Source organism: Kitasatospora sp. MAA19 (assembly GCF_029894125.1).
Taxonomy (GTDB): domain Bacteria; phylum Actinomycetota; class Actinomycetes; order Streptomycetales; family Streptomycetaceae; genus Kitasatospora.
This window is the reverse complement of the sequence record NZ_JARXYZ010000048.1, coordinates 13,329-29,360: the sequence shown is the minus strand read 5'-3', so window position 1 is coordinate 29,360 and position 16,032 is coordinate 13,329. Positions and strand designations below refer to the sequence as shown.

The 16,032-nt window shown below is 73.4% G+C and carries 10 protein-coding genes; 5 read left to right on the top strand and 5 right to left on the bottom strand.

Features of this window, described 5'->3' with window-relative positions; genetic code table 11:
- Window positions 1–481: 481 nt before the first annotated feature.
- Entirely contained in the window at window positions 482–1,651 is a 1,170-nt protein-coding gene (locus P3T27_RS37875) for a hypothetical protein (protein WP_280685877.1), read from the top strand.
- A 207-nt stretch (window positions 1,652–1,858) separates the two neighbouring features.
- Here P3T27_RS37875 and P3T27_RS37870 read toward each other — a convergent pair whose 3' ends face one another.
- The gene (locus P3T27_RS37870) at window positions 1,859–3,235 is read right to left on the bottom strand and encodes a HAMP domain-containing sensor histidine kinase (RefSeq protein WP_280685876.1); all 1,377 of its coding nucleotides are present in this window, start codon (window positions 3,233–3,235) and stop codon (window positions 1,859–1,861) included.
- The gene (locus P3T27_RS37865) at window positions 3,232–3,918 is read right to left on the bottom strand and encodes a response regulator transcription factor (RefSeq protein ID WP_280685875.1); all 687 of its coding nucleotides are present in this window, start codon (window positions 3,916–3,918) and stop codon (window positions 3,232–3,234) included. Before P3T27_RS37865 ends, P3T27_RS37870 begins: the two co-directional genes overlap by 4 nt.
- Window positions 3,919–3,981: 63 nt before the next feature.
- Between P3T27_RS37865 and P3T27_RS37860 the strand changes: the two genes are divergently transcribed.
- Complete coding sequence (locus P3T27_RS37860; protein ID WP_280685874.1) at window positions 3,982–5,196, top strand: UDP-N-acetylglucosamine--N-acetylmuramyl-(pentapeptide) pyrophosphoryl-undecaprenol N-acetylglucosamine transferase; 1,215 nt, start codon at window positions 3,982–3,984, stop codon at window positions 5,194–5,196.
- 26 nt (window positions 5,197–5,222) lie between these two features.
- The gene (locus P3T27_RS37855) at window positions 5,223–6,260 is read left to right on the top strand and encodes an SDR family NAD(P)-dependent oxidoreductase (RefSeq protein ID WP_280685873.1); all 1,038 of its coding nucleotides are present in this window, start codon (window positions 5,223–5,225) and stop codon (window positions 6,258–6,260) included.
- 44 nt (window positions 6,261–6,304) lie between these two features.
- Here the strand turns inward: P3T27_RS37855 and P3T27_RS37850 are convergent, their stop codons facing one another.
- Window positions 6,305–7,519 (bottom strand): Dyp-type peroxidase, encoded by a 1,215-nt coding sequence (locus tag P3T27_RS37850; RefSeq protein ID WP_280685872.1) that lies wholly within the window; start codon window positions 7,517–7,519, stop codon window positions 6,305–6,307.
- Window positions 7,520–7,619: 100 nt separating this feature from the next.
- Between P3T27_RS37850 and P3T27_RS37845 the strand changes: the two genes are divergently transcribed.
- Window positions 7,620–8,924: a right-handed parallel beta-helix repeat-containing protein gene (locus P3T27_RS37845; protein ID WP_280685871.1), complete on the top strand. Its 1,305-nt coding sequence runs from the start codon at window positions 7,620–7,622 to the stop codon at window positions 8,922–8,924.
- A 141-nt stretch (window positions 8,925–9,065) separates the two neighbouring features.
- On the opposite strand, the gene P3T27_RS37840 is transcribed toward P3T27_RS37845, so the two are convergent.
- Together P3T27_RS37840 and P3T27_RS37835 are read right to left on the bottom strand one after the other, a co-directional pair.
- Window positions 9,066–9,860: a hypothetical protein gene (locus P3T27_RS37840; protein ID WP_280685870.1), complete on the bottom strand. Its 795-nt coding sequence runs from the start codon at window positions 9,858–9,860 to the stop codon at window positions 9,066–9,068.
- Between the two features lie 125 nt (window positions 9,861–9,985).
- Complete coding sequence (locus P3T27_RS37835) at window positions 9,986–12,709, bottom strand: SdrD B-like domain-containing protein (RefSeq protein WP_280685869.1); 2,724 nt, start codon at window positions 12,707–12,709, stop codon at window positions 9,986–9,988.
- Between the two features lie 455 nt (window positions 12,710–13,164).
- On the opposite strand from P3T27_RS37835, the gene P3T27_RS37830 reads away from it, so the two are divergent.
- On the top strand, window positions 13,165–15,957 hold the full coding sequence (locus P3T27_RS37830) for a LuxR family transcriptional regulator (protein ID WP_280685868.1): 2,793 nt from the start codon (window positions 13,165–13,167) through the stop codon (window positions 15,955–15,957).
- The last annotated feature ends 75 nt before the right edge of the window (window positions 15,958–16,032 follow it).

The following is a 16,032-nucleotide window of genomic DNA, read 5'->3' as shown; positions in this document are numbered from 1 at the left end:
CTCCCCCCTCGCCGCCGGACGCCCACCGGAACAGGCGTGCGACCGGCGTCCCGAGCCGGCGACGGAATTGGGCCAAGCAGGTGAAAGGGGCGCGGCTGCGGTGTGAGGCGGCGGCCACGCCGCCCACCCGGCACACCCTCGCGCTGCCGCCGACACCCCCCGCCCGGACCGAGCATTTGTTCTACCGCGCCGGAGATCCCGGCATGGGCTCTCCGGCAAGACTTCGGACGAGCCCCCCGCATCGACGGCCACCACACGCCCCGCCCGCACCAGACCGCCCCCGCTGCGCCCCCTCGCGCGTCTCCCCGGCAGGGGCCAGCACAGGCCCCAACCGCCACCGGCATCGGAACGCCCGCACACCCAGGCACCGACCCCGACCCCGACCCCGACCCCGACAGCGGACGGACGGTCAGCACCTGGTGATACGTCAGAATTGCTTCGCGCCACGTGGCGTACCGGCCCGATCCGAAGGAACGGCTTGATGACCCGCTACAGCGTCGACCCCGTCCGGCACGAGCTGATCGCCGCCTGGGGCACCGGCGAAGGCGACCTCTCCACCAGCATCGCCACCCTCCCCGCCGGAACCGGCACCACCGCGCTCCTGCGCCTGGCCGCCACGCTGACCCAGCTGTCCGAAGCGGCCTGGCACACCTACACCCATCCGGCCGGCGCCGCCGGCTCCCTGGAACCCGACACCGAGGGATGGCGGCGCGAACGGGAACGCGGGGCCTTCGCCGAGGTCGCCGCCGCCATCGCCCGACCGAACCTCCCCCAGGGCGGGATGCTGGCCGTCTCCTACAGCCCCGTCGTCGAGTCCGCGAACCGGGTCGGCCGCGCCCTGGCCGCCCTGGACGACGAGGGACTGACCGAGACCGTCCTCGCCGAGGCCGCCACCGAACTCGCCGCCGTCGAGAACGCCGAACTCGGCGACCTGACCGCCCGCGCCCAGCAGGCCGTCCTCCTCAGCCGCGAGGACGCCTCCCCCGCCCAGGTCGCCTCCGCCGACCTGCTGTTCGAGCAGGACCCGTTCGGCCCCGCCCAGCTGTTCTCCGACATCGACCCCACCGCCGCCGCCGTCGCCGCGGCCCACTGGCTCACCGCCGCGGCCGAGGTCGCCTCCCAGGCCTCCGGCCACGACCGGGCCACCGTCGTCCTCGAAGCCGACACCATCGAGGCCCTCGCCCACGAGACCCCCACCCTCGTCCTCGAACTCATCGACGCCGGCGCCTCCCCGTACGACGCCGTCACCGCCCTCGTCCGACACGCCCTGCACGTCGCCGACGGCCTGCTGCCCGACCCGACGGCCCTCCGCGACCAGATCGACGACTTCGAGGAAGCCCTCGCCGAATACCCGGACGAGGACGAGGACGGGGAGCTCGACGCGGAGGACACCGGCCTGCGCCTGACCCCCCTCGACCCGAAACGGCCCGCCCGCGACCTCCTCGAAGACCTCCTCGCCGGCATCCACGGCTGCTGGCTCCTCCACGACGAGTACGCCGACACCGACCACGACGGGGACGAGACACCGCAGACCCCCACCGACGCGGGCGACGAGGAAGCCGCCGAGGAACTGCACCAACAACGCAGCCGCGGACGGTTCGCCACCCGCGTCCGCGCCATCGCCACGCGTGACCGCGACCGGCTGATCTGACCGGCTGATCCGACCGGCTCCCGAACCGGGCGGGCACGGCGGAGGCGGTCGGCATCCGCAGGGGTGGCGGCGTGGCCGCCGGGGTCGGGGAGGATCACCTCGGTGACGTCGTCCCGTTCGCCGGCGGGGAAGACCCGGTAGCCGTCGGCGTGCGGACGGCGGAGGGTGGGCGTGCGCCGGACTTCGGCGCTCCTCGCGGTCCCGGGTTCAGCCCGGCAGCCGCAGGCGGAACAGCGCGCCGCCGCCGGGGGCGGCCTCGGCGGTGAGCGTGGCGCCGTGCGCCTGGGCGATCTGGCGCGCCATCGCGAGCCCGAGGCCTGAGCCGGGCAGCGCCCGTGCGGCCGAGGCCCGGTAGAAGCGGTCGAAGACGTACGGCAGGTCCTCGGGCGCGATGCCGGGGCCGTGGTCGCGGACGGTCAGTTCCAGCCCGGCGGTGAGCCGGACCTCGACGGTGGCGCCCGGCGGGCTGAACTTGGCCGCGTTGTCCAGCAGGTTGGTGACCAGCCGGGACAGGCGGGCCGGCACGCCGGGGACGGTGCGCTCCGCGGCGTCGTTCTCCAGGGTGAAGGCGACCGTCGGCCAGTGGTCGCGCGCGGTGTCGACGCAGTGCCCGACGAGCCGGCCGACCCCGACCTGTTCGAGCAGCGGCTGCGGCTCCTCGTCGCGGGCCAGCTCGATGAGGTCGTTCACCAGGCCGGTGACCTCGCGCAGCTGGCGGCGCAGCGCGGCCGCCGCCCGCTCGCGCTGACTGTCCGTCAATCGATCGGCACGCGAAAGCAGTTCGGCGTTGGTGCGGAGCGCGGTCAACGGGGTGCGCAGTTCGTGCGAGGCGTCGGCGACGAGCCTGCGCCGGGCGGTCACGGACTGTTCCAGCTCACCCAGCATGGTGTTGAAGCTGCCCGCCAGCCTGGTCAGCTCGTCCTCCCGGCGCCCGGGCGGCAGCTCGATCCGCAGGCTCGCGTCCCGGGTGTCGGCGATCCGCTCGGCGGTGCGGGTCAGCCGGGTGACCGGGGCGAGGCCGGTACGGGCCACCGTGCGCCCGAGCGCGGCGGCCAGCAGCACGCCCGCCGCCGCGACGGCCGCCATCAGCGCGCCGGCCTGCCGCACCCCCTCCCGGACGCTGTCGGCGCGCAGCGCGACCTGGACGGCCTGCCGGGCACCGGGCGGCGCCGCGATCATCGGGGTGGTGAGCATCCGGGCCGGGTGGCCGCCGATGGTGAGGTCGGTGAAGTAGCCGGCCCGCTGCCGGTCCGCGACCTGGCGGGTGGCCGGGGTGACGGGCAGCAGGTACGGCTCGTTCGGCGCCTTGCCGGGGTCGGCGGAGACGATCTGCGCGCAGGCCGGGGCGGCCAGGTAGTTGCACTCGCCGTAGACGACCTGCGGCCCCTCGGCGCGGTGCTGCTGCTGGACCAGGGTGGCCTGCTGGGTGAGGTGCTGGTCCAGCTGGTGGTTGAGCTCGTAGCGGACGATGCTGAACGCGGCCGCGCTGATCCCGAGCGCGACCACGGCGACCGCGGCCGTGCAGGCGAGCGCCAGTCTGGTGCGCAGCGGGCGCCGGCGCCGCCAGCGGGCGTGCGCCCTCACCCCCGGTCCAGGCGGTAGCCGACCCCGTGCACGGTGTGCACCAGCCGCGGTTCGCCGTCGGCCTCCAGCTTGCGGCGCAGGTAACCGACGTACACCGCGAGCGAGTTGGAGTCGGGGCCGAAGTCGGCGCCCCACACCCGCTCCATGATCACCTCGCGCGGGAGCACCTGGCCCGGGTGGCGCAGCAGCACCTCCAGCAGCGCGAACTCGGTGCGCGAGAACTCCACCGGCCGCCCGGCCCGGGTGCCGGTCCGGGTGGCCGGGTCGACCTCCAGGTCGGCGAAGCGGTAGCCGGTCTCCTCGGCCGCCGGGGCGCTGCGCCGCAGCAGGGCACGCAGCCGGGCGGTCAGCTCGTCCAGTGCGAACGGCTTCACCAGGTAGTCGTCGGCGCCCGCGTCGAGGCCGTCGACGCGGTCGGTCACCGAGTCGCGGGCGGTCAGCACCAGGATCGGGATCCGGTCGCCCAGGGCCCGCAGCCGGCGGCAGACCGCCAGTCCGTCCAGGACGGGCATGAGCAGGTCGAGCACCATCGCGTCGGGCTGCCAGCCGGCCACCTCGCTCAGTGCCGCCAGCCCGTCGGCCGCGCCGCGCACCAGGTACCCCTCGACGGCCAGACCGTCCTCGACGGCGGCACGCACCTCCGGATCGTCGTCGACGACCAGCACCCTCTGCCCGTTGCTCATACCGACAACCCTCTCAAAACGACTCTGAGAAGTCTCTTAGACGGCCTCGGCAGGCTCGACGGCATGCGGACAGAACACGGCAACCACGGCAACCACGATCCCGACCGTCCCCTGTCGGTGGTGATCGGCGCCGGCGGCACCGGCGGACACATCTACCCGGGCCTCGCGCTGGCCGAGGCACTGCGCCGAGCCGACCCCCGGGCCGTGATCTCCTTCGTGGGCACCGAACGCGGCCTGGAGACCACCCTGATCCCGGAGGCCGGCTACCGGCTGCACACCGTCGACATGATCCCCTTCGACGCCTCCCTCGGCCCGCGCCGCTACCTGCTGCCCGCGGCGCTGCTGCGCTCCGGCGGGCAGTGCCGGGAGATCCTGCGGGCCCAGGGCGCGCAGGTGGCGGTCGGTATGGGCGGCTATCCGAGCGCACCGGCGATCGTCGGCGCCCGGCTGGCCGGGCTGCCGAGCGTGGTGCACGAGTCGAACGCGGTGCCCGGGCGGGCCAACCGCTTCGCCGCCCGGCTCACCCCGCACATCGCGCTCGCCTTCGACCGCACCCGCGAGCACCTGCCCGCCGGCCGGTCGGCGCAGACCGTCGGGATGCCGCTGGTCGGCGCCGTCGCCCGGCTCGACCGGGCCGCGCTGCGCGCCGAGGCCCGCCGGCAGCTCGAAGTCCCGGACGGCGCCCGGCTACTGGTCTTCAACGGCGGCAGCCTCGGCGCCGCCCGGCTCACCGCGGCCGCCGTCGCACTGGCCGCACGCTGGCGGCACCGCACCGACCGGCAGCTGCTGATCAAGACCGGCCCGGCCGCACTGGAGGAGGTCCGCGCCGCACTGGCCGGCAACCCGATGGCGCGCGCCGTCTCCTACCTGGACCGGATGGACCTGGTCTACGCGGCGGCCGACCTGATGGTGTGCCGGGCCGGCGCGGCCACCGTCGCCGAACTCTCCAGCGTACGGATGCCCGCCGTGCTGGTGCCCTACCCGCACGCGCCGCACGACCACCAGACCCACAACGCGCGCGTCCTCTCCGACACCGGCGCCGGTCTGCTGCTGCCGGACGGCGAGTGCACCGGCGAGCGGCTGGCCGCACTGGTGGAACCCCTGCTCGCCGACCCGGCCCGGCTGGCCGCGATGGCCCGGGCGGCCGAGCCGGGCGACCACGCACGCGCCGCCGACCTGCTGGCCGCCAAGGTGCTCCGCGTCATCGGCCGGGCCCCGGCGCCCGAGCCGCCCGCCGTCACCTCCCCCGCCCTCGCCCCCGCCCCCTTCGACCGCTGACCACCGACTCCCCCACGGAGGACCTCATGACCGACCCGAACACCCTCTCCGCCCCGACCACCCCCGCCCCGAACCGGGACTGGACCGGCCGAACCGTCCTGGTCACCGGCGCCGAGGGCTTCATCGGCAGCACCCTGGTCGACCTGCTGGTAGCCCGCGGCGCCCGCGTCCGGGCCCTGGTGCACTACAAGCCGTACGCCGAGCGCGGCTACCTGGCCCACTACCTCACCGACCCCGACGGCCCGGTGGGGATGCTCGCCGGCGACGTCCGGGACGCCGGCCGGGTCCTGGACGCCGTCGCCGGCTGCGACACCGTCTTCCACCTCGCCGCGCTGATCGGCATCCCCTACAGCTACCAGGCCCCCGAGGCCTACGTGCAGACCAACGTCGCGGGCACCCAGAACGTCGCCGCCGCCTGCCTGCGCCACGGCGCCCGCCTGGTGCACACCTCCACCAGCGAGGTGTACGGGACGGCGATCACCGCGCCGATCGACGAACGGCACCCGCTCCAGCCGCAGTCCCCGTACTCCGCCTCGAAGATCGGCGCGGACATGCTGGCGCTCTCCTACTGGCACGCCTTCGAGCTGCCGGTCTCGGTGGTCCGCCCGTTCAACACCTACGGCCCGCGCCAGTCGGCCCGCGCCGTGATCCCCACCGTGCTCGCCCAACTCCACTCCGGGGCCTCGGAGATCAGGCTCGGATCGACGACCCCCACCCGGGACTTCACCTACGCGACCGACACCGCGGAAGGCTTCCTGGCCATCGCCCGCGCCGACCGCACGCTCGGCGAGGTCGTCAACCTCGGCACCGGCACCGAGGTGTCGATCGGCGACCTGGCCAAGGCCCTGATCGTCGCCTCCGGCCGGGAGGCCGAGATCGTGGTCGACCCGACCCGGCTGCGCCCCGGCGGCAGCGAGGTCGAGCGCCTCCTCTCCGACAACCGCAAGGCCCGCGACCTGGCCGGCTGGCAGCCGCAGGTGGGCCTGGACGAGGGCCTGCGCCGCACCTCCGACTGGATCGCCGCCCACCTGCACCTCTTCGCCCCGGACCGCTACCAGGTCTGACGCCCCCGCTGCGGCACGCCGGGCCGCACCGCGGGTGCGGGGCTTCACGTCCAGAGCTGTTCGCCGAGCGTCCCGCCCGGTGCGGCGCCGGGGAGCACGTAGGCCACGGCTGACGCCTGGTGCTCGATGAACGGGGCCAGCGCGTCGCGTTCGGTCAGGCGGTTCTGGACGCGGGTGAACAGGGCGGGGTCGCGCATGAAGGCGCAGAACAGCAGGCCGCGGTCGTTCAGGCCGTCGTCGTAGCTGTAGCTGCGGCGGAGCATGCGGGCGCCGCCGTCGAGGCGGGGGCTGCTGAGCCGGACGTGGGAGGTCGCGGGGATGATGTAGGAGCCGTCCGGGTGTTTGGCGTAGATGTCCGGGTCGTCGTGCTCGGCCGTGCCGGTGAGCGGGACGCCGTCGCCGGCCCGGCGGCCGATCACCAGGTTCTGCCGGTCCTCGGGGAGTGCCGCGAAGCCGCCGGTGTCCATGCGGATTCTGCGGTAGACCAGGATGGTCCCGTTCTCGTGCGGCCCCGGCGGGCCCCAGACCCACTGCTGGGCGGCCGCGTCGTCGGGGTTGGCGGTGCCGTCCTTGAACCCGAACAGGTTTCGCGGCGTGACGCCCGGGAGTGCGTGGGGCAGGAAGCCGGACTGGGTCCAGCGGGGGACGATGCCGGCGGTCTTCGCGGCGGTGGTGGCCAGTTCGGCGACGACGGTCAGCGTCCAGCGGTCGGCGGCGCACAGGTGGACCAGCAGATCGCCGTGGCTGCGGGTCGGGTCGAGGCGATCGCCGGGGTACGGCGGCAGGTCGGCCAGTTCGGCGGGCACGTTCAGGCCGAGCCGGGAGGCGAGTTGGGGGCCCACACCGACCAGGGAGGCGAGCCGGGTCGGGGCGCCGGTCCGCAGGCGCGAGTCGGGCAGCGTGCCGGCGGCCGCGGTGGAGAGCGTTCGGGTCAGCGCGTCGAGGACGGCGCGCAGGGCCTCCCGGTCCGCGGCGGCGGTGGTCGGCGGGAGGTCGAAGGACAGCAGCTGCGCGGAGGGCAGTTGAGGTTCCGTCACACCGGCCTGCCGGGGCCCGTGGAAGGGGATCGCCGACGCGGGCGGCGGCGGTGCACCGGCAGGCGAACCGCCGTCCGGTGAGAGGATGTTGCTCGTCACCGCCTCCGCCGCCGCGCCGATCCCGGCGGCCAGGACCGCTCCGGCCGCGAGCACGGCCCTGCGTCCCAAACCGGTCGCGGCAGGTCGGGCCGGCTCCTGCGGTTTTCCCGGTTCGGTGTGCATGGCCGATATTGGAGACGATAGAACACCTGTCATGCAAATCCCCTCTCCTCATGGCCTGTCACCTCATCGGGCCGCCCGGTCCGGAGCGTTCCGGGCGACGGTGCCGCGATACCTGTCGGTGCTGGTCGCCCTGGTCGCGGTGGCGGCCACGGGTTGCTCGTCGACGGATTCGAAGCCGTCCGGCACACGGCATCCGGCCGGGAGCGTCCTTCGTGTACCGGAGGACTTCCACACGGTGCAGGAGGCGGTGGACATCGCCCGCGAGGGTGACACGGTGCTGATCCAACCCGGTGTGTACCGCGAGAGCGTGCGGGTCACCGTGCCACGGGTGGTGGTGCGCGGCACGGACCGGAACGCGGTGGTCCTCGACGGCGGTGTGCGGCTCGTCAACGGCATCACCGTCACCGGCGCCGGCTCGGTGGTGGAGAACCTCACCGTCCGCGGCTACCTCGCCAACGGCGTCCTGTTCACCGGCGTCACCGACGAGCAGCTGCAGCGGCGCGGCGCCGGCGGCTCGGCCTACGACCCGCTGGACACCGTCCGCTTCCCACCGGTGCAGGGCTTCCGGGCCTCCCGGGTGACGGCGTACAACAACGGGCTCTACGGCATCTACGCCTTCGACGCGCGCGGCGGCGTCATCGAGGAGTCCTACGCTTCCGGCGGGGCCGATTCCGGCATCTACGTCGGCCAGTGCAAGCCCTGCGACACGCTGGTGCACGGCAACACGGTGGAGCGCAACGCGGTCGGCATCGAGATCACCAACGCCTCGGACAACTTGACGGTGCTCGGCAACCGCGTCGTCGGCAATCGCGTCGGCGTGACGGTGAACTCCAACGACCTGGAGGCCCTCGCCCCGCAGCACGGCGCGGTGATCGCCGGCAACGTGATCGCCGGCAACAACGCCGCGGACTCGCCCGAGCAGGCCGACGGCGGCTTCGGCATCGGCGTCGGGATCGGCGGCGGCACCGCGAACCAGGTGCTGCGCAACCTCGTCCGGGACAACCGCGCGGCCGGGGTCATCGTCACGGACCCGCCCGGGCACCCGGCGAGCGGCAACCACGTCGAGGGCAACCAGGTCACCGCCAACGGCGCCGACCTCGTGCTGGCCTCGGCCGACCCCACCAACTGCTTCACCGGCAACTCGCCCGCGACGCAGAGCCCGAACGGCCTGGAGGAACTCGCCGGGTGCGGCGCCACCTCGCGCCAGGCCGTCCCGGCCGGCCGGCCGGCCCCCGTCCAGCCGCCACCCGGCACACCGTTCAGCTCCGTACCCGTGCCGCCCGCCCAACCGTCGATGCCCGACCCGGCGGCACCCGGCCGCCCGGCGACGGACCTGCCCGGACCGGTCGATCCGAACCGCTACCCCCTGCCGACCGACATCGCCGCCATGCCGCAGCCGAGCTGAGCCCGGTCGGCGCGGAGCACGCGGGTCGCCGCCGACGAGGCCTCCCGGCGGTCGGGTTGAAGCATCGGAAGCACTGCTCGACCGGGCGCCGGGGAGCCTCGCCGACGCCGCTTTCGGCACCCGCCACCGGCCGCGGCCGGGTCAGCCGGCGACCCAGGGAGCTTCGGGCAGTTTCGCGCCGTCGTCCCGCCCGGTGATCTCGACGGTCGTCGGCGTGCCCAGGCCGGGCATCCGCATCGTCACCCGCCGCAGACCGCCGTCGCCGTCGATCCAGTAAGTCAGCGGCGACAACTCGCCGTCGGCCCCCGCCCCGTGCGCCGCGTCGCCGGAGCGCGGACCGGAGAACCTGTCGTAGCTCCGACCGTCGATCCGGTCGCGGCCCAGCCATCGCGGCCCGGACTGGGCGAGCAGCAGCGGGTTGTCGGGCCGGTCCGCGCCGAGTTGGATCAGCAGCCGGAGTCCGGAGTCCAGCGGGTCCGCGGTGTAGGCGCGCGGTGACCAGCCCGAGCGGGGAACGTGCTCGGCCTGCTGCCACGGCGGGCCGCCGGCGCCATCCGCCTTCGGCGCCAGTCCCAGGCCGTCGCCGTCCCAGACGATCAGGCCGTGGTCGAGGTCACCGGCGGCCCCGGTGACCCGGTAGCTGCCCACCGCGCGGTGAGTGCGGTAGTCCACGATCCCCTCCACCCGCACCACCACGCCACCGCCCTCGGCGGCGGTGAGGGTCACCCTCGCCGGGCTCGCCTGATACAGGTTCAGGCGCGAGATCGCGATGCGGGACGCTTCGTCAACCGTCACCGCCCGGCTCGTGGTGCCGTCGGAGACGGTCTGGTAGACGGCCAGGCCACCCGCCGCGGTCCCGCACACCGCGACCGCCAGCAGTGTCCTGAACCAGAAGGTCCGATGCGGCGTACGGCCGCCGGTCTTCTTCCGGGCCATGAAGATGCCTTCTCTCACGTCGGTCAAACACTCGGGCGGGTTCGCGGACCCGATGGTCCGCGAACCCGCCCGATCCGCCCTACCGGCAGTCGGCGCGTCGAGCGCCGGCCGCCGTGGCCCGGATGCTACCGGTGTCGGGCCCTACGCCTGCGCACCAGGACGAGCGCCCCACCGAGCGCCGTGAGCGCCACGGCGGCAAGGGCCATCGGTGCGAGCGGGCCCGTACCGGTGTTCGGCAGGTGCGAGCCGGGCGGGGCCTGCGGCGGAGCCGGTACGGTCGGCGCCGCAGGCGTGTCCGGCGGGCTCTGCGGCGTCGGCGTCACGGCCGGCGTCGTCGGTGTGGGGGTGGGAGTGGGAGTGGGAGTGGGTGTCGGGGTCGGCGACGGGGTGGGCAGGAGTCGGTTGACCGCCGTCACCGAGACGCCGTCCGTGAGGTTGTCCGGGGTCAGAACCAGCGGGCCGAACACCGTGGTGTCCGGGGCCGCGTAACCCGTGGGCGGGCTGACTTCCTGCCAGTAGTACGTCCCCGGCAGACCCGCACCCTGACACAGGCCGTCGGCCCCGGTCGTGCACGGACTCCCCACCGCCGTATCGGGCTTGTCACCGGTGGGCTGCAGCCCGTCGGTGCCGTTCGTCTCGTGCCACAGCTGGAACGTCGCCCCCGCCAGCGGCTTGCCGTCCTGGTCGTGTTTGACCAGGCGCAGTGCGCCTTCCTGTTGGCGGAATCCGAAGTCGTAGGTGTGGTCGTTCTCGCCCGGTCCGCCGGTGGTCAGTGCCCGTTCGGGGTACGTCCCGCCGGTGGGGACGGTGCCCTTGGAGTCGATGAAGTGGTTGTCGCCGATGTCGTGTTCGGTGGGCACCCACTGGTACAGCGGCCCGCCCTTGGCGTAGTCGGCCGGGTTGTCGAGCCTGATCGTGTACTTGGTGTGGGGTTTGAGGCCGCCGGTGACGTCGGAGTCGTCGAAGTAGTACTCGCCGCGCGCCGTCGTCTTCGTCGTGCCCACCAGCTTGCCCGACTCGTCGTACAGGTTCACGGTCGCACCCGGGACGGGTTTCTGGCCCGGGTTCTGGATGCCCTTGCGTTCGGGGTCGTACCAGACCCGGTTGCCGATCTGCAGCGGCGCCTGGTCACACAGCACCTCCAGATCACCCATCGAGGCACCCTTGCCGAACGGGGCGATCGTCCCCGCCGGGTTGAGCCGCAGACCGAACTTCGGGTCCTGCGTGCCGTCACGCCGCTGGAGGAAGGACGTGCCGTAGCCGAGAGCGGTGTGGTTGGGGTCGAAAGCGGACGTCGCGATGGTGTTCTCCACCTTGGACAACGCCATCCCCGCGAACGCCGTGTTGCGGTGACCGCCCCAGGTGGTGTCGAAGAACCGCGTCCCCCGCGGGGACAGCCCGCAACCGTTGTTGGTGTCCAGCACGAAGACGCCGTTCACCGGGCACGCCTTGTTCAGATCACCACCGGACATCACGACCGCCACCGAGTTCGGCGCGGGCGAGGCCGGCGCGCGGTCGCCGAAGCGGTCGCGGAAGGACACCAGCATCGAGCCGTCGGTCTCGAAGCCGATCTCGCCGAGCTCCGGTTCGGGCTGGGCGATGGTCGCGTTGCCGCACGGGCGGCCGTTCTGCGCGTCCGGATACGTGCTCGTCCACGGGAACCAGCCCGCCCCGTCACACGGGCCCGAGCCGACGGTGGACTGACGCGGGTAGTCCAGCGGCTGGTCCAGCACCGCCTTGCCGAACACGCCCGTGGCCAGGTCGAACGGCAGGACCACGGCGCGCAGGTCCGTGAGCTTGCCGGTGGACTGGCCGGAGCACACCCCGCCGAGGTAGCCGGTGGCGTCCTGCAGGCCCAGGCCGAACGGGCGCCAGTCCCCCGCCGTCGGACACCCCGGATCCGGGATCGGGTAGGAGGCCTTCGGCGCCGCCGCGGTGGGCACGGTGGCGTCGTAGCGGTAGAGCTTGCGGTCGTTGAGGTTGACGACGAACAGGTCCCTGCCGTCATCGGTGACCTTGATACCGCCCAGACTCTCCCGCCCCGGCACATCGAGGAACGCGTCGTCCGTGCCGCCGCCGTGGACCGTCGCCCCCGCGTCCGGCACCGTGGCGAACAACGTCGTCTTCTTCTGCGCGGGATCCGTCACATAGATCCCGCCCGCACCACCCGGACCGTAATCGGTGGTCCGCTTCGCCATCGCCGAGGAGAACACCCGCCGATCCGCCTTGTTCCACGCGATACCGAACAACGTGCCCGTCTCGGCATCCGAGGCGATACTCGTCGCGTTCACGTCCACGCCGTCCTGCCCGCGCGCACTGTACGGGAACGACACCAGCGTGCGCTGACCCCCGCCCTCACGCGTGGCCGGCTGACAGGTCGTCACCAGCGTCGCGTTCTTCTGACAGTAGTCACCCGGGCTCCACAACCCCGTGGTGTACGCCACGTTCTTGCCACCGGACAGGTCGACGAACTCCTCGTTACTGCTCAGCTGGTTCGGCGCACCGTCCAGCCCCTGCCGCGAGGCGAACGCCGGGAACAACACACCCGGCTTCGGATTCACCACCTGCACCCGGTACCTACCACCGGAGGGCTTCGCCACGGCCGGCGCCAACGTCACCGTCCCATCCGCAGCCGTCACCCCCTCGATCCCGACACCGGCGTCATCCGAGAGCGTCACCCGCACACCCGCGATACCCGGCTCCAGCGCAGGCGTCCACACCCCACTCGCATCCACCGCCCGCACCACCCGGACCGTCACCGACCCGTCACCCGCCTGCGGAAACGCCGCCGGAGCCGCCGCGAGCGAGCAACTGCCGATCCCCAGCGCGAGCACCGTGACGCGCCCCACGACACGGCGGCCGGGCAAACCCGACCGCCGCCGACCCGGCCCGCGCGCGGAGCCGCCCATTTGATCACTTGTAGGTGTCATTACCCACTCTCATCGTCGAGAAGGCCTGTGCCCGGACTCGCGAGAAGTCCCCGGAGTGACGGAGAACCGCCTTTTAACCGAAGCTTAAAGGCGCCTTGCGCAAGTCGCAGGCATAATGGAGATTTTGGCGTCACATCAGATACAGGCGGGCGGCTGCGAACACGGATTCGCATGGTTTCCTCGACATAGCCGACTGCCCTTCCGTCGGAAAGTCGACGAATAGCCATGGCGAGGCGCCCGGAAGCGGCGGCGTCACTCGCACCCGGGGCGCCCGGGAGATCGGCGCACCCACCGGACAGCGGCCGACTATGTCACTACGGTGTCCCTGGCGGCCATGGGGGTCTCGACGATCGCCGCTCCGGGGAGGTGCAGTCATGGGAGACGGAGCCACCGGTCCCACCACGTCCGGCAGTTCGGACGACGGGGACGGCGCCCTGATCGGCCGCGAGGCCGACCGGGAGCGGGTCGGTGCCTTCCTCGCCGGCATCCCGCGTGCCGGTGGATCGCTGGTGCTGCTGGGGGAGCCGGGAGTCGGGAAGACGGCACTGCTCGCCGCGGTCGCCCGGGAGACCGAGGCCGCAGGGGTGCGGGTACTGCAGACCGTGGGTGTGCAGTACCGGGCGCAGGCCGGCTACGGCGCTCTCCGGCAGTTGCTGGCCTCGGCACCCGAGAGCCGATCGGAAGCGGCAGGCGTACCCGTCCTCGCCGCGGCCCTGGGCTTCGAGCGGGGCACGGCACCCGGGCACGACGCGGTCACCGAGGCCGTGGTGTCGCTGCTCGCGGACCTCTCCCGCGACCTGCCCACCCTGCTGGTGCTGGACGACGTGCAGTGGCTGGACCGGGCCAGTGCCGTCGTGCTGGGGCAGGTAGCCCGTCAGCTGCCGGGCACCGGCGCGGGGATGCTCTGTGCGGCCAGACCCGGGGACGAGAGCTTCTTCGACTACAGCGGACTTCCGCTGCACGAGCTGGGTCCGCTGAGCGAGGACGCCTCCGAGGCGTTGCTCCGCCGTCGCTTCCCGGCGCTCGCCCCCCGGGTCCGACGGCGCCTGATGGCGGATGCCGAAGGCAATCCGCTGGCGCTGCTGGAGCTCCCGGCCGCCCTGACCGATCCCCAGCGGGCCGCGTCCCAGGCCCTGCCCGCTCGCATACCGCTGACCCGACGGCTCCAGTCGACGTTCGCCTCCCGCATCACGACTCTGCCGGCGGCCACCCGGCACCTCCTGCTCGTGGCGGCGTTGGAGGGCAGCGGCAACCTGCGGATCGTCCGCCGGGCGGTGGCCGGGCGGTGCAGCCTGAAGCACCTGGCTCCCGCGGAGCGCGTTCAGCTCGTCCACGTCGACGACACGACCGGCCGGCTGGGATTCCGGCACTCGCTCATGCGCTCGGCGGTGGTGGACCTCTCGACCAGCGACCAGCGACGCAACGTCCACCGCGCACTCGCGCAGGCGTGGACCGGGGTCCCCGAGCAGCGGGCCTGGCACCTGGCGCAGGCCACCGTCGAACCCGACGAACAGATCGCGGCCCTCCTCGAGGAGGCCGCCGACGTCAGCGCCCGCCGCGGCGACGGGCCGAACGCGGTGGCGGCGCTGGTGCGGGCCGCCGAGCTGAGCCCGGCCAGGTCCGAGCAGGCCAGACGGCTGGCCAAGGCGGCGTACGTCGGCGCGAACCTCACCGGCGACCTGCGTGACGTGCCGCGCCTGCTGGACGACGCGCGACAGGCCGCCCCGCATGCCGACTCCCTGGCCGCCGCGGTGGCTGCCGCGTTGTACCTGCTCAACAGCTACGGAGACATCGACACCGCGCACCGCCTGCTCAGCGGTGCGATCGCCCTCCAGCCCGCACCCTACGACCCGACCGACGCCACCGTGCTCGAAGCGCTGTCCACCCTGCTGATGGTGTGCGTCTACGGCGGCAGGCCCGAGTTGTGGCCGGACTTCGACGAGGCGCTCGCGAAGTGCACCTCGGTCCCGGACACCGTGCAGTTGTTGCGGGCCACCTTCGCCGACCCCGCCCGGGCCCGCCCGTCCGACTGGGCCCGGCTCGACGCCGCCATCGCGGCACTGCCCGGCACGTCGGATCCGATCCGGATCGTGCGGATCGGTACGGCCGGCGCCTACGCGGACCGCCTCGGTGCGTTGGAGGAGCCGCTGCGGCGTACGGCCCGGGGCGGACGCACCGGCGAGAACATCTTCCCCGCCATCCAGGCCTCCTTCCTGTGGAGCAGCCATGCCTGGTTCACCGGCGAATGGTCGGAGCTTCGACGGGTGGCCCACCACGGGCTGAGCCTGTGTGCGGAGTTCGACTATCCGCTGCGTTCCTGGACCGGCACGTTCGTGCTGGCCTGCGTGTCCGCGGCCTGCGGCGACTTCGCGACCGCCCGCGCGTTCGCCGACCGGATGGACCAGTGGGCCGGGTCCCGCCGCGCCAACGCCGTCCGCTGCTACGCCGCCCATGCCAGGACGCTGATCGCCCTGTCGCAGGGCGATGTCGAAGCGGCCTACCGGCACGCCGACACCATCACGCCGGTCGGATCGCTGTCGCCGTTCACCGGGCACGCGCTGTGGGTGGTCCTCGACACGGTCGAGGCCGCGGTGCGAACCGGCCGGCGCGAGAAGGCCGTCGACCACATCAGAGCGGCCCGGGAGGCCGGACTGGACGCCGTGTCACCGCGGTTGCGCATGGTCCTGCTCGCCTCCGCCGCCCTGGCCACCGAGGACGACGAGGAGGCCGTCCGCAGGTTCGGCGAGGCCCTGGCCGTCGAGGGGGCCGAGCGCTGGCCGTTCGACCACGCCCGCATCCAGCTGTACTTCGGCGAGCGGCTCCGCCGCGGCAGGGCCTCGGCCCGGGCCCGCCCCCACCTGGGCGCTGCCGCGGACGTGTTCCGGCGGCTCGGTGCCGACCCGTGGACCGACCGGGCCGACAAGGAGCTACGCGCCTGCGGCAGCCCGGTGCGCGCCCGGACCAGGACTACGGGCGTCTCGCTGACGCCGCAGCAGCGGGAGATCGCGGAGCTGGCGGCCGCAGGCCTGTCCAACAAGCAGATCGGCGAGCGGCTCTTCCTGTCTCCGCGGACCGTCTCCACCCATCTCTACCAGCTGTTCCCGAAGCTGGGTGTCACCTCCCGGGCCGCCCTGCGGGACGCACTCGACCAGGTCCAGGAGGGATAGGTCCGTCGATGGTTCCGGTCCTCCCCCTCCCGCTGCCCCTCCTCCCTCTTCCCCGAAGTACGTCACATGACGGAA